At 42.4% G+C, this 13,929-nt stretch carries 12 protein-coding genes; all 12 read right to left on the bottom strand.

Annotated elements, in window-relative coordinates; genetic code table 11:
- Positions 1-11 precede the first annotated feature (11 nt).
- The 12 genes from deoC to gpr all read right to left on the bottom strand — a co-directional run bounded on the left by deoC (position 12) and on the right by gpr (position 13,845).
- Positions 12-683, bottom strand: a complete 672-nt coding sequence (deoC, locus tag ABC357_RS03980) for a deoxyribose-phosphate aldolase (protein WP_412886257.1) — start codon at positions 681-683, stop codon at positions 12-14.
- A gap of 26 nt (positions 684-709) precedes the next feature.
- Positions 710-2,059: a tRNA (N(6)-L-threonylcarbamoyladenosine(37)-C(2))-methylthiotransferase MtaB gene (gene mtaB / locus ABC357_RS03975; protein WP_412886256.1), complete on the bottom strand. Its 1,350-nt coding sequence runs from the start codon at positions 2,057-2,059 to the stop codon at positions 710-712.
- Between the two features lie 5 nt (positions 2,060-2,064).
- A complete protein-coding gene (locus ABC357_RS03970) occupies positions 2,065-2,817 on the bottom strand; it encodes a 16S rRNA (uracil(1498)-N(3))-methyltransferase (RefSeq protein ID WP_412886255.1) in 753 nt (250 codons plus the stop codon).
- Positions 2,818-3,009: 192 nt separating this feature from the next.
- Positions 3,010-3,948 carry a 50S ribosomal protein L11 methyltransferase gene (gene prmA / locus ABC357_RS03965; protein WP_412886254.1) on the bottom strand — a complete coding sequence of 313 codons (939 nt, stop codon included), beginning with the start codon at positions 3,946-3,948 and terminating at the stop codon, positions 3,010-3,012.
- A 23-nt stretch (positions 3,949-3,971) separates the two neighbouring features.
- The gene (gene dnaJ, locus ABC357_RS03960) at positions 3,972-5,108 is read right to left on the bottom strand and encodes a molecular chaperone DnaJ (RefSeq protein WP_412886253.1); all 1,137 of its coding nucleotides are present in this window, start codon (positions 5,106-5,108) and stop codon (positions 3,972-3,974) included.
- A 194-nt stretch (positions 5,109-5,302) separates the two neighbouring features.
- Positions 5,303-7,138 carry a molecular chaperone DnaK gene (gene dnaK, locus ABC357_RS03955; protein ID WP_412886252.1) on the bottom strand — a complete coding sequence of 612 codons (1,836 nt, stop codon included), beginning with the start codon at positions 7,136-7,138 and terminating at the stop codon, positions 5,303-5,305.
- A 32-nt stretch (positions 7,139-7,170) separates the two neighbouring features.
- Entirely contained in the window at positions 7,171-7,773 is a 603-nt protein-coding gene (grpE, locus tag ABC357_RS03950) for a nucleotide exchange factor GrpE (protein ID WP_412886251.1), read from the bottom strand.
- 99 nt (positions 7,774-7,872) lie between these two features.
- The gene (hrcA, locus tag ABC357_RS03945) at positions 7,873-8,904 is read right to left on the bottom strand and encodes a heat-inducible transcriptional repressor HrcA (protein ID WP_412886250.1); all 1,032 of its coding nucleotides are present in this window, start codon (positions 8,902-8,904) and stop codon (positions 7,873-7,875) included.
- Between the two features lie 87 nt (positions 8,905-8,991).
- Entirely contained in the window at positions 8,992-10,134 is a 1,143-nt protein-coding gene (gene hemW / locus ABC357_RS03940) for a radical SAM family heme chaperone HemW (protein ID WP_412886249.1), read from the bottom strand.
- A gap of 163 nt (positions 10,135-10,297) precedes the next feature.
- Positions 10,298-12,133 carry a translation elongation factor 4 gene (lepA, locus tag ABC357_RS03935; protein WP_412886248.1) on the bottom strand — a complete coding sequence of 612 codons (1,836 nt, stop codon included), beginning with the start codon at positions 12,131-12,133 and terminating at the stop codon, positions 10,298-10,300.
- 160 nt (positions 12,134-12,293) lie between these two features.
- On the bottom strand, positions 12,294-12,623 hold the full coding sequence (locus tag ABC357_RS03930; RefSeq protein ID WP_412886247.1) for a DUF3679 domain-containing protein: 330 nt from the start codon (positions 12,621-12,623) through the stop codon (positions 12,294-12,296).
- Between the two features lie 103 nt (positions 12,624-12,726).
- On the bottom strand, positions 12,727-13,845 hold the full coding sequence (gpr, locus tag ABC357_RS03925; protein WP_412886246.1) for a GPR endopeptidase: 1,119 nt from the start codon (positions 13,843-13,845) through the stop codon (positions 12,727-12,729).
- Positions 13,846-13,929 lie beyond the last annotated feature (84 nt).

Genomic DNA, 13,929 nt, shown 5'->3' with positions numbered 1-13,929 from the left:
TTTTTTTATACTTAATAGTCGCTGTCTGCGGTCAATCCATTGATGATCGAGACCCCGGCACTGGCGCCGATACGATTAGCTCCAGCTGCAATCATTGTTTCAGCATCCGCAGTATTCCGGACACCGCCCGATGCTTTCACTCCGATATGCGGCCCAACTGTTTTTCTCATCAAAGCGATATCTTCTTTTGTCGCTCCTCCAGTGGAAAAACCGGTAGACGTTTTCACAAAATCAGCGCCAGCCTTCACAGCAAGCTCACATGCACGGACTTTTTCATCATCAGTAAGCAAACAAGTTTCAATAATAACCTTCGTCAATGCCTTACCTTTAGCGGCGTTGACAACCGCTTCGATATCTTTCTGCACAAACTCATCCTGTCCATCCTTAAGAGCGCCGATGTTGATAACCATATCTACTTCAGTCGCCCCATCAGTAATCGCCTGTTTGGTTTCATATGCTTTCACTTCAGATGTGGATGCCCCGAGTGGAAAGCCGATGACTGTACATACATCCACTCCTGAGCCTTCCAACAATTGTGCGCATTTCTTCACCCAAGTAGGATTAATGCAGACAGAGGCAAAATGATATTCTTTTGCTTCCTCGCATAAAGTGGCAATTTGACTTTCTGTCGCATCTGCCTTCAATACTGTGTGATCAATCATTTGTGCAATTTTATTGCTCATTGACATACTCCTTCACTGACTATTATTTAAGCTTCTAATAAAGACTTTTCTTGAGGAAGCATTACTTTAACGAATGTACCTTTATTATAAGGATATCCCGCTTTCGTAATTTTAACCTTTACCATTTCCCCAATCATTTCTTCACTGCCTGAGAATACCACTTTCAGATAGTTGTCAGTGTAGCCTACATATGAATTTTCAGTGTCACCTTCCGTGAAACGTTCCTCAGGAATAACCTCAAGGACTTCATCTTCAAATTGTGAAGCATATTCCTTGGCCAACTGGTCGCTTAATTCAATTAAACGGTGGACACGCTCGTTTTTGACGTCTTCATCAACCTGATCGGTCATTCTGGCAGCTGGCGTCCCTGTTCTCTTGGAATAAGGGAATACGTGAAGTTCACTGAATTTATGGTCTTTAATGAAATTGTACGTTTCCATAAATTCATCCTCTGTTTCACCTGGGAACCCGACGATGACATCAGATGTAATAGCAAGTCCAGGCAATGCTTCTTTCAGTGCCTGAATCCGTTCGCCGAAGAATTCCATCCGATATTTTCTTCTCATGCGCTTTAAGACTGTGTCTGAACCCGATTGGATAGGAATATGCAGATGGCGCACTACCTTTTTAGAATGTCTAAGCACTTCAATGACTTCATCAGAAATTTGGCTGGCTTCAATGGAAGAAATGCGGATTCTCTTTAAGCCTTCAACCTTAGTTTCCAAATCTTGAAGCAGCATAGCAAGATTGTAATCCTTCAAGTCTTCGCCATAGCCTCCTGTATGGATTCCTGTCAATACAATTTCCTTGTAGCCAGCATCGACTAATTGTTGTGCTTGGTGGACTACTTCTTCCGGATCTCTTGATCTCATTAATCCGCGTGCCCACGGAATAATGCAGAAGGTACAGAAGTTGTTGCAGCCTTCCTGGATTTTCAAAGAAGCACGTGTACGGTCTGTGAATGCAGGAACATCCAATTCCTCGTAGACGCGTGATTTCATAATATTGCCCACGCCATTGATCGGCTGTCTCTCTTTTTTGAACTGTTCAATATATGGAATCATTTTGGAGCGATCCTGGGTACCTACAACAACATCGACTCCTGGAATAGCCAATATTTCTGCAGGAGATGTCTGTGCATAACAGCCCGTAACACAAATGACAGCATCCGGATTTTTCCGTATTGCCCGGCGAATTACCTGGCGGCTTTTTTTATCTCCAGTATTTGTCACCGTACATGTATTAATAACGTATACATCCGACGTATCTTCAAAATCGACTCTTTCATAGTTCTCCGCTTTGAATAGCTGCCAGATGGCTTCAGTTTCATAATGATTTACTTTACATCCCAATGTATGGAAAGCAACAGTTGCCATTCTCTTCACCCCATTAATTCTAAATGATACGAAACAGCAGATAATACATAAAGTGGCGCTGTTTCAGTCCGTAAAATTCTTGGTCCCAGCCCGCATGCCGTAAAACCGGCATTCTTTAAGGCTGCCACTTCTTTTTCTGTCAGCCCGCCTTCAGGCCCAAAGACTACTATAACAGAAGCGCCAGGCTTCATCATCTCGAACGATTTATGCAAAGCGCTTTTTTCTCCTTGTTTCGCTTCTTCTTCATAAGCTACAAGCAGGAAGTCAAAATCGGCAGCTGCATCTAAAAGCTGCGGAAGTGCCATTGGAGCTTCAACTGAAGGCACATGTGTGCGATGTGATTGCTCCGCCGCTTCCTTCGCGATTTTTTGCAGTCTTTCCGTTTTTTTCTGCGCCTTTTTATGATCCCACTTCACAATAGAACGGTCCGTTATAAAAGGGATAAATGATCTTGCTCCCAACTCTGTTCCTTTTTGGACAATATACTCCAATTTATCCCCTTTAGGCAAACCGCTCACAATGGTCACATGGACAGGCAGTTCCTTTTGTTCATCAATCCATTTTATTACTTTTCCCTGGATCGCTTCATTGGTAATTTCTTCTATTTCCACTAAAGCAGTTCTTTCATCGTCGAATGTGCATAAGACCTGTTCATTAACAGTCATCCTCAATACATTTGCGATATGGTGCCTGTCGTCGCCCATAATACTTACCGTTTGGCCGCTTAATTGGTTCGCCGGTACAAAATAACGCTGCATCTCCTCAATCCACCCATACAAAAATAATGTCCACCATAGTTCCTGCAGTAATACACATAAAAAAGAGCCACGCCCGATGCTAGAGAAATTCATGTCCACTAATCAGTATTAACGGCCAGGAACGTGTCCATACATGGGATGCGCGGCGTTTTATAGCTATAGGGCCCTTTGCTCTTTCAGCAAACAGCCTATTTATCTTTTTTGGGCAATAAATGCGACCCAGTCTTCCATCTCGATCGTTTCAATAATGTCGAAACCTGAATTGTGAAGAGCTTCCTTCACGTCATTCTTTTTCGGCTGAATAATTCCTGAAGAAATAAAATATCCTCCAGTTTTTAGTGCACTTGCCACATCATCTGTAAAGCGCATAATCACTTCAGCTAGGATATTGGCTACAACGACATCTTGGACGCCGTCCACTCCATCCAGGAGATTATTCTGCGATACATTGACAACATCTTGCACTTTATTCAGCTTAATATTCAATTTGGCTGAACGGACCGCCACTTCATCAAGATCCAATGCTTCAACATGGGATGCCCCAAGCATGGCTGCAGCAATACTTAACACACCTGAACCGGTGCCTACATCAACAACTGTATTGCCTTCCTTGACAATTGACTCAAGCGCCTGAATGCACATGACAGTAGTTGGGTGCGTACCTGTTCCGAATGCCATTCCCGGATCCAATTCTATAATCAATTCATCACTCGATACCGGTTCATATTCCTCCCATGTAGGAACAATGGTAAAACGTTCAGAAATTTTGACCGGGTGATAGTATTTTTTCCAGGCAGTCGCCCATTCCTCTTCATTTACTTCAGAAATACTGACATTATTCAATCCAAGATCAATATCATAAATCATCAAATTATTAATCGTTTCTTTAATGCCTTCAACCGTTTCTCCAAGGAAGCTGGTGACAGGCAAGTACGCTTTCATCACAACGCCTTCTTCAGGATAATCAGCAGGATTCAGCTGGTAGATTTCCCCGAACTGATCTTCTCTTTCTTTAAAAAGGTCTTCCCGGTCTTCAATTACGACGCCACTTGCCCCCGCTTCATGAAGAATATTCGATATCGGTTCAACCGCTTCATTTGTTGTATGGATTGCTATTTCAGACCACTTCATTGTACTACCAACTCCTGTAAGATTTATTCTCCTTTGAAAGCACGCTTCATTTTGGCAAAGAAGCCGTCTTCTTGCTCATCATACGCTTCTCCGCTGATTTCTGCATACTCACGGAGCAATTGTTTTTGTTTATCGCTCAATTTCTTCGGTGTAACCAACTTTACAATGATATGCTGATCGCCTTGACCATACCCTCTCACATTTGGAACACCTTTCCCTTTCAAGCGGAAGCGAGTTCCCGTTTGAGTGCCTGCAGGTATTTTAAGGGATACTTTTCCATGCAACGTCGGAACTTCAATTTCATCTCCCAACGCAGCTTGGACAAAGGTCAAAGGAACTTCACAATAAACATCGTCGCCGTCACGCTCAAAGAATTCATGTGATTTCACATGGAATACGACAAATAGGTCACCTGCCGGACCGCCATTCACACCAGGTTCACCCTGTCCGGAAACGCGTAATTGCTGACCATCGTCAATGCCTGCCGGAACCTTGATCGAGATTTTCTTTCTCTTTTTGACTCTTCCTGTACCGCCGCAAGTTGAACATTTGTGAGGGATGATTTTCCCGGTTCCTTGACAGTGTTTACAAGTAGTTCTATTGACGATGCGGCCGAAAGGCGTATTTTGCTCAACGTTGATTTGTCCGCTTCCGCTACAGTATGAACATGTTTCACTCTTCGTTCCAGGTTTCGCCCCGGACCCATGGCATGTATCACACTCTTCCTCACGGGGGATTTCAATCGTTGTTTCTTTACCGAAGACAGCATCCTCGAAGGAAATAGTCATCGTATATTGTAAATCCGAACCTTGGCGAGGAGCGTTAGGATCGCGTCTTCTTCCGCCTCCACCGCCGAAGAAAGTACTGAAGATATCTTCAAAACCGCCAAAGCCACCGCCGCCGAAATCGCCGCCGAAGCCTCCACCGCCAAAGCCTTGATTAGGATCGGTATGTCCAAACTGATCATACTGTGCCTTTTTCTGGTCATCGCTTAGGACTTCATACGCTTCCTTGATTTCTTTGAACTTATCTGCAGCATCTTCCGCTTTATTAATGTCCGGATGATATTGCTTTGAAAGTTTACGATATGCCTTTTTTATTTCATCTTTAGAAGCAGTTTTGCTGACGCCCAACACTTCATAATAGTCTCTCTTACTCATAAGCTTTCAACTCCCGATTCTTCACATAAATGTTATTTTATCATTTAGCCCTTATTGGTTGCAATATGAAACCTGCCCATCTTCCCCTGTATATGAGAATGCAACCGCAAAGAACTTGAAAAAAGTCAAAGCCTGTAAATAATGACTTTGACTTTTTTCTGCTTCTCTATCTTATTTTCTAACGATCAAGATGCTTACTTCTTATCTTTATCGTCCACTTCAGTGAATTCTGCATCGACTACGTTATCATCTCCGCCAGCCTCTTGGCCTTCCGCGCCTTCAGCAGCTTGCTGTGCTTTGGCAGCTTCTTCATAAAGTTTCACTGTAAGATTTTGTACGATTTCATTCAAAGCATCTTTCTTCGCACGGATATCTTCAATTTCATTTTTCTCGATTGCTTCTTTTAGCGCATCTTTAGCTTCATTTGCTTTTTCAACTTCTGAAGCATCGACTTTGCCTTCAAGTTCTTTTAGTGTTTTTTCTGTAGCGAAAACAAGTTGGTCAGCTTCATTGCGAAGTTCCACTTCTTCTTTACGCTTCTTGTCTGCTTCAGCATTCTCTTCCGCTTCTTTTACCATGCGGTCGATTTCATCTTCAGATAAACCTGAAGAAGATTTAATCGTGATTGCTTGTTCCTTATTTGTTCCAAGATCTTTTGCACGTACATTCACAATACCGTTTTTATCGATATCGAATGATACTTCAATTTGCGGAATGCCTCGTGGAGCAGGCGGAATATCCGTCAATTGGAAACGGCCCAATGTTTTGTTGTCTGCAGCCATTTGGCGTTCACCTTGAAGCACATGGATGTCAACTGCCGTTTGGCTGTCAGCCGCAGTAGAGAAAACTTGTGATTTGCTTGTTGGGATCGTTGTATTGCGGTCGATCAACTTAGTGAATACGCCGCCCATTGTTTCGATACCTAATGATAAAGGTGTAACGTCAAGAAGGACAACATCTTTCACATCACCAGTAAGTACTCCACCTTGGATAGCAGCACCCATTGCTACTACTTCATCCGGGTTTACGCCTTTATGAGGCTCTTTGCCTGTTTCCTTGCGCACAGCTTCTTGTACAGCAGGAATACGGGTTGAACCGCCGACAAGGATGATTTTATCAATTTCAGAAGCGCTTAAACCAGCGTCTTTAATCGCTTGGCGAGTTGGCCCCATTGTGCGTTCGATTAAGCTGTGTGACAGTTCTTCGAATTTAGCTCTTGTTAAGCTTACCTCTAAGTGTAAAGGACCGGCTTCACCAGCAGTAATGAACGGCAATGAAATTTGAGTGGATGTTACGCCAGAAAGATCTTTTTTCGCTTTTTCAGCAGCGTCTTTCAAACGTTGCAATGCCATTTTATCTTTTGAAAGGTCAATGCCGTTTTCTTTTTTGAATTGTTCGACCAAGTAGTCAATAATCACTTGGTCGAAATCATCTCCGCCTAGACGGTTGTCTCCAGCAGTTGACTTCACTTCGAAAACGCCGTCTCCCAATTCAAGGATAGATACGTCGAAGGTACCGCCTCCAAGGTCAAAAACAAGGATGGTTTGATCTTCATCTGTTTTATCCATACCATATGCAAGTGCTGCTGCAGTTGGTTCATTGATGATACGTTCAACATCCAACCCGGCAATTTGCCCTGCATCTTTAGTAGCTTGGCGTTCCGCATCGTTGAAATAAGCTGGAACTGTAATAACCGCTTTAGTCACTTTTTCCCCTAGGTATTCTTCAGCATAGCCCTTCAAGTGCTGAAGGATGATAGCTGAAATTTCTTGTGGAGAATAGTCTTTGCCGTCGACTGTTTCTTTATGGTTTGTACCCATATGGCGTTTAACGGATGAAATTGTATTAGGGTTTGTGATAGATTGGCGTTTTGCTACCTCACCGACCTGTCTTTCACCATTTTTAAATGCTACGACAGATGGTGTTGTGCGATTGCCCTCTGGATTAGGGATTACTTTCGCTTCTCCGCCTTCCAATACTGCCACGCATGAATTTGTAGTACCTAAGTCAATACCGATGATTTTACTCATTTTATATTACCTCCTAATAAAGTATGTACTCTTTATTGATTCACTTTTACCATAGATGGTCTAAGGACACGATCTTTCAATCTATACCCTTTTTGCAGCTCTTCGACTACTGTATTGGATTCATATTCTTCATCATTCACTTGAAGGACAGCCTGATGAAGGTTCGGATCGAATTCTTGCCCTACAGCTTCAATCGCCTCTACACCTTCTTGCTTCAATGCAGTGACAATCCCTCTGTAAACCATGTCCAATCCTTGAAGAATACTCTTGGTTTCTTCATTTTCAGTGTTGATATCAAGAGCTCTCTCAAAGTTGTCCAATGATTGAAGCAATTCGGACGCCAAGCTTTGGACGCGGTATTTCTGTGCAGATTCCAAATCCAATTTAGCTCTTCTTCTTGCATTATCAAAATCAGCTTGCAGTCTCAAATAACGGTTTTCCCATTCCTCAACCTTAGCCGATAATTCTTTAATGGTTTCATTAGCTTCATTTAATTGCTGTAAAGTTTCATTTGTTTCAGGCTGAGTCTTTGCGCTGTCATCGGCTTTTTCGCCTTCAGCAAAAATCTCTTCAACCTGTTCATTGCCAGTAGCTGTTGTTTCGTCTTGAAGTGTGTTTTTCTTTTCTTCTGACATGCGGCTCACCTCCCTATAAAAACCTAAAATCTATTTATAATTAATAAAATGAATAAGAATGGAGGGGTGGCTGGCACCCTTTAATCAATATCTCCACTTCTATCCTTTTTGATACAACTTGGTAAGCACCATGGAAAAGTCATGGGAGAATGATTGTAGCAATGAAATGACTCGTGAATAGTCCATTCTCGTCGGACCGAGAATGGCGATACTTCCAACCTGGTCATTCGCAATTGAATAAGTCGCAGTGATCAGACTGCAGTTTTCCATTGCCGGATCATTATTTTCACTGCCTATTTTCACTGTAATCCCGCCTGGGTTCTGGACCATGAGTCGGTACAATTCCTTTTCGTGTTCAATCATGCCGAGCAAAAGCCTTACTTTTTCGATATCATGAAATTCCGGCTGTCTCAGCATATTGGTTTTTCCTCCGAAGAAAAGCTTCTCATCAGGGGATATCGCCAATGTTTGTTCCAACGATCTCAACATATGCCCGTATTGGTTCACATGTTTAGCAAACAAGTTGGCCACTTCATTCTTAATTTTATTCGGCAACTCGATAAGCGGTACGCCTACAAGCTGATCATTCAAGATATTGACAATTTTTTCAATCTGACTGCCGTCCATATTCGGCGGCAACGTAATAAGTTTGTTCTCTACATGTCCGGAATCAGTCACTATTAAAGCAACTGCTGTTTCCTCATTAAGAGGTACAAGTGAAATCTTTTTCAGCTTGTTATCCAACACTTTTGGGCCAAGAACAATAGCTGTATAGTTGGTGATTTCCGATAATATTTGGGCCGACTTCTGGACAACTTGTTCCAGCTCATAAATCTTATCCGCAAATAGGGAATTCAATTTTTGAAATTCGTTCCCGGTAACCAACTTAGGTGTTAAAAGATGATCGACATAATAGCGATATCCTTTTTCAGACGGGACCCTACCGGAAGAGGTATGTGTTTTCTCGATAAAACCAAGTTCTTCCAAGTCAGCCATATCATTGCGAATCGTAGCGGAGCTAAATGTGATCTCGCTCTTTTTCGATAAGCTTCTAGAACCAACTGGTTGCGCCGATTGGATAAAGTCATCTACAATTACTTGAAGAATCAACAATTGTCGTTCAGTTAGCATGTATGATCACCTCTGTTAGCACTCTTCTTCGTCGAGTGCTAATTCTAATTAATAAGTTATCAAAATGCACATGCATTGTCAACGTTTTTACCCAATTCCAATAAAGGATTGAAAGACTTCATTGCCCAATAATTTGCCCTGTCTCGTTAACTGTAAATACCCGTTTTCAAATCTGACCAAGTCCCTTTTTAGCAATTCTTCTAATTGCTGATGAAAAACATCCGACATATCCATTTTATAGCGTTTCAAAAACGTTTCCCTCGAAACGCCCTGTATTTTTCGCAAACCAAGAAACATTTCTTCTTCCATTTGCTCGTTCATGGGTACGGGATGAACTTCAAGCCTCGGCAATTCCCCAGCCTCAAGCGGAGTCATATATTTCTTTAACGGCCCATGATTAGAGACCCTATCCCCTACAATATACCCATGCGCTCCAGCACCAAACCCATAATAATAATCATTATTCCAATAGGTCAGATTATGCTGGCTTTCATATCCAGCTTTGGCAAAATTGCTGATTTCATATTGATGCAGGCCATGCTTCTCCATTTCATCCATTAATAGTTCATACATTTCCGCTTCAGCATCTTGTGTCGGAAGGCGAAGTGCATCTTTCTGCATTAAATTATAAAAAACGGTTTTCGGTTCAACAATTAACGAGTAACTCGAATAATGGGGCAGTTCGAGCTCGAATGCCTTTTGCAGGGATTCCTTAAAATCCTGCATCGTTTGTTGTGGCAAACCATACATTAAATCGATTGTTATATTCTCAAAGCCCGCTTTCCTCGCTTTTTCAATCGAATCGTATACCTCGCTCACTTTGTGGGTTCTCCCTATAACTTTCAAAAGGTTTTCTTGAAAGGACTGCACACCAAAACTAATGCGGTTGACACCGTACTCTTTCAGTATTTTCATTTTTTCCAATGACAAATCTCCAGGATTCGCTTCAAACGTATACTCTAGCCGGTCTCTGTCAAAGGGAAGAACCTCTTCAACGCTCTCGCACAAATAGCCCAACTGCTTTTCATTTAAGGATGTAGGCGTTCCGCCACCGACATAAATCGTCGTCAAACGGGATGTAGGCACTTTCGCTAACGTTAATTCCATTTCTTTCTTCAATAGTTCCAGATATCGATCAACAGGTTGCCCCTTTAAAAACATTTTATTAAAATCACAATAATGACAAATATGCTCACAAAACGGAATGTGAATATATGCACCTTTTATCATCGAATCACTCCTTTTCCGTTCTATCAGTCTATACGAAAACAAAAACGGCATACAACTCAAAAGCCTGCTTTCCTGCTAGGCCGTCTTAATCGAAACTGGATTATTGCGCCGTATATAAAAAAAGGCTAGCCAAGGAGACCCTTTTCTAGCCTTTATGATCGTTTTATTTTTTTGAACCTGAATCATCCATTTTCAGTACAGCCATAAATGCTTCCTGGGGAACTTCGACAGATCCAACTTGTTTCATACGTTTTTTACCTTCTTTTTGCTTTTCAAGCAATTTCCGCTTACGGGAAATGTCACCGCCGTAGCATTTAGCAAGTACATTTTTACGCATTGCCTTGATGGTGGAACGGGCGATGATTTTTTGCCCGATTGCCGCCTGGATAGGCACTTCGAATTGCTGTCTAGGAATTAACTCCCTTAATTTATCAACAATTACTTTGCCACGGTCGTATGCGAAGTCCCTGTGGACGATAAAGCTTAAAGCATCGACTGTTTCCCCATTCAGGAGGATATCCATCTTCACAAGCTTCGAAGGCTTGTAGCCGATCATTTCATAATCAAATGAAGCATAGCCTTTTGTCGAAGATTTCAATTGATCAAAGAAATCGTAGACAATTTCAGATAGCGGCATTTCGTAGATGATGCTCACACGGGTTTCGTCCAAATACTGCATATCGATAAAGATACCGCGTTTTTCCTGGCAAAGTTCCATAATGGCACCTACATAATCATTCGGAGCCATCATCGTCGCTTTTACGTAAGGTTCTTCAACTGTTTCAATTTTTTGCGGATCCGGCATATTGGATGGATTATCGACAATAACCGTTTCCCCGTCAGTCATATTGACATGGTAGATTACGCTTGGCGCCGTCGTGATCAAATCAATTTTAAACTCGCGCTCAATTCTTTCCTGAATAATTTCCATGTGAAGCAGTCCTAGGAAGCCGCAACGGAAACCAAATCCCAACGCTTGGGATGTCTCTGGCTCAAATTGAAGCGCAGAATCATTCAATTGCAGTTTTTCCAGCGCTTCACGCAAATCATTGAAGCGTGCGGAATCAATTGGATATAAACCGCAATAAACCATCGGATTCAACTTCCGGTAACCAGGAAGCGGTTCGGTAGCACCATTTTTAGCATTCGTAATTGTGTCGCCGACCCGAGTATCGCCGACGTTTTTAATAGCTGCTGTCAAGAAGCCGACATCCCCGACATTCAATTCATCGACAACAGTCGATTTAGGTGTGAAAACACCCACTTCGATGACTTCGAATTCTTTGCCGGTCGCCATCATTTTAATTTTATCGCCTGCTTTAATGCTGCCGTCAACCACCCGAATATAAGCGACAACACCGCGGTATGCATCGTATAACGAGTCAAAGATCAACGCTTTTAGAGGTGCATCGGGATCGCCTTCCGGTGCAGGAACTTGCATAACGACCTGTTCAAGGATGTCTTCAATACCGATGCCTGCTTTTGCAGAAGCCAGCACTGCTTCAGAAGCATCAAGGCCGATTACATCCTCTATTTCTTTACGCACCCGTTCAGGATCTGCGCTTGGCAAGTCGATTTTATTGATAACAGGAAGGATTTCCAGATTATTATCCAGAGCCAAATAGACATTCGCCAGCGTCTGCGCTTCTATTCCTTGGGCAGCATCCACGACAAGGACTGCTCCTTCACATGCAGCAAGGCTTCGTGAAACCTCGTACGTGAAGTCGACATGCCCTGGGGTATCAATCAAATGAAAAATATATTCTTCACCGTCTGAAGCTTTGTATTTCAATTGTACGGAATTCAGTTTGATGGTAATGCCACGTTCCCTTTCAAGATCCATCGAATCCAACAGCTGCGCTTTCATCTCACGCTGTGCCAAAGCATTCGTCTTTTCCAGGATACGGTCGGCTAACGTAGATTTCCCATGATCAATATGGGCGATAATGGAGAAATTACGGATTTTCGATTGTCTTTTTAATTTATCTTCTCTATTCATTCATTTTCACTCCTGTAAGTCGACACAAATACACTATTTTTCATTATAACAATGAAAAAAGCAAGATTCAATATTTTGTTGAAAGGCGCAGAAAAAGAAGGGCTCTGCTCTCCATGTGAATGCAGACATATAAAAAACAGCCTCATCAAGGCTGTCTTATTTAATCACGGACTATAAAGCCGATAATTCGCTCTGTTACTTCCTTCGTTCCCTCCGTCGCCTTTTTCCCCAAGGTTGAAAAGGCGTTGAACGCCTTCATTTCCTGCATTTTTTTCTTTTTATCCTCTAGATCATGGCTATTAAACTTAGTCCCCAGCAACCGGGCATCTATCTCCCCGTCCTTTTCATCTATACTTGCTGCACTGTATAATGAAGGATCCTCATATCCCCTCATTTGAACAAGGCCGGTATTCGCTTTTTGCATGCCGAGTATAATGCCCACGAAAAAAAGAAGCATAATGCAAAAACTCTTAAGGAAAAAACGGATCATAGTATTCATCCTTCTTTCTACTTCATTCGTTACAGTCTATTACTTCTGTTACTAGATTATGAATGTGGGCCCTTAGAAAGAACAGTTAATTCTTCCAACTCTATCAACGGGTATAAAATCCGGTATTGTCTTGGTCGATTGCTTCATGAAGGGCAGCATTCAAGCCGTTGGCCACTAAGTTGGCCATATCCTTGACAAAGATGTCCACTTCTTTAGGAGTCACCATTAGATTATGGCCCAATGGGGTCAACACTTCATGGATGAATTTTCTTTTTTCATCCTCTGGCAAGGTTCCTATCAACCCCATGAATGTTTGCCTCTCTTCATTTCCTGGCATATCTTCATCCGAAAGCTCTTTTCTCTTTCCAAAATTCATTCCTGCCGGAGCGAGTGCCCTGGATGGCCGGTCTCCTTCCTTCAATTCTTTCCCAAAGTGCTTCAATATATAATCGATTGTATCGGAAGTAATCGTAACCGCATCAACAACTGTCGGTATGCCGATGGATAAAACAGGAATGCCCAATGTTTCTTTACTTAGTTCTTTCCTTTTATTCCCTACACCTGAACCGGGATGAATACCAGTATCGGAAATTTGGATGGTTGCGTTCACTCTATCCAGCGAGCGGGCGGCCAATGCATCAATGGCAATGATAAAATCAGGTTTTATCTTTTCGACAACTCCGGATATGATATCGCTCGTTTCCACCCCTGTCATCCCCATTACGCCAGGGGTAATGGCACTAACAGACCGGAACCCATCCTGTACCGATTCAGGCTGCAAAGCGAATAAATGCCGTGTAATGATCAAATTCTCAACTGCCCATGGGCCAAGAGCATCAGGGGTAACCTGATCATTCCCTAATCCGACCACCAATACAGAGCTATCCTTGGAAATGTGGAGGGATTGCAAAAAATAAGAAAATTCCTGGGCGAATACTCTTTCCACACGCATTTGTGTCTCGCTGTCGCCCGAACGGATACCCTGTACTTCAATAGTCGTATAGGTACCAGGTTTTTTGCCGATTTGCTTTGCGCCTTCTTCAGTCACTTGAATGAGAGAAATGTTGATATCCTCCACCTTTTTTTCTTTTATAATGACACCTGCAATATTGGATTGGTCTTTTTCTCCTGACACTGTTTGGTCCTGGAGAGTAAGCTCTCTAGCTTCAATCGCAAGATCCGTACGTACTGCATATTGGCTAAGATCTAATTGTCCACTCATCCTTATCCCTCCGATTTATGCCTATTTAGGATTAGGTTTTCTCCCTTGCATCTTCTTTATTCCCTTTTCATTAAACTTCCGGCA

Origin of the sequence: Bacillus kalamii, assembly GCF_047238185.1 — a bacterium.
GTDB lineage: Bacteria > Bacillota > Bacilli > Bacillales > DSM-1321 > Bacillus_AD.
This window is presented reverse-complemented; position numbering and strand designations above follow the sequence as displayed.

Excerpts from the sequence above, each read along its gene's own strand:
- ABC357_RS03970 (WP_412886255.1), bottom strand. The coding sequence starts at position 2,817 with ATGCAGCGTTATTTTGTACCGGCGAACCAATTAAGCGGCCAAACGGTA.
- hrcA (WP_412886250.1), bottom strand. The coding sequence starts at position 8,904 with ATGCTAACTGAACGACAATTGTTGATTCTTCAAGTAATTGTAGATGAC.
- dnaK (WP_412886252.1), bottom strand. The coding sequence starts at position 7,138 with ATGAGTAAAATCATCGGTATTGACTTAGGTACTACAAATTCATGCGTG.
- deoC (WP_412886257.1), bottom strand. The coding sequence starts at position 683 with ATGAGCAATAAAATTGCACAAATGATTGATCACACAGTATTGAAGGCA.
- hemW (WP_412886249.1), bottom strand. The coding sequence starts at position 10,134 with ATGATAAAAGGTGCATATATTCACATTCCGTTTTGTGAGCATATTTGT.
- ABC357_RS03930 (WP_412886247.1), bottom strand. The coding sequence starts at position 12,623 with ATGATCCGTTTTTTCCTTAAGAGTTTTTGCATTATGCTTCTTTTTTTC.
- gpr (WP_412886246.1), bottom strand. The coding sequence starts at position 13,845 with ATGAGTGGACAATTAGATCTTAGCCAATATGCAGTACGTACGGATCTT.
- mtaB (WP_412886256.1), bottom strand. The coding sequence starts at position 2,059 with ATGGCAACTGTTGCTTTCCATACATTGGGATGTAAAGTAAATCATTAT.
- dnaJ (WP_412886253.1), bottom strand. The coding sequence starts at position 5,108 with ATGAGTAAGAGAGACTATTATGAAGTGTTGGGCGTCAGCAAAACTGCT.
- grpE (WP_412886251.1), bottom strand. The coding sequence starts at position 7,773 with ATGTCAGAAGAAAAGAAAAACACACTTCAAGACGAAACAACAGCTACT.
- prmA (WP_412886254.1), bottom strand. The coding sequence starts at position 3,948 with ATGAAGTGGTCTGAAATAGCAATCCATACAACAAATGAAGCGGTTGAA.
- lepA (WP_412886248.1), bottom strand. The coding sequence starts at position 12,133 with ATGAATAGAGAAGATAAATTAAAAAGACAATCGAAAATCCGTAATTTC.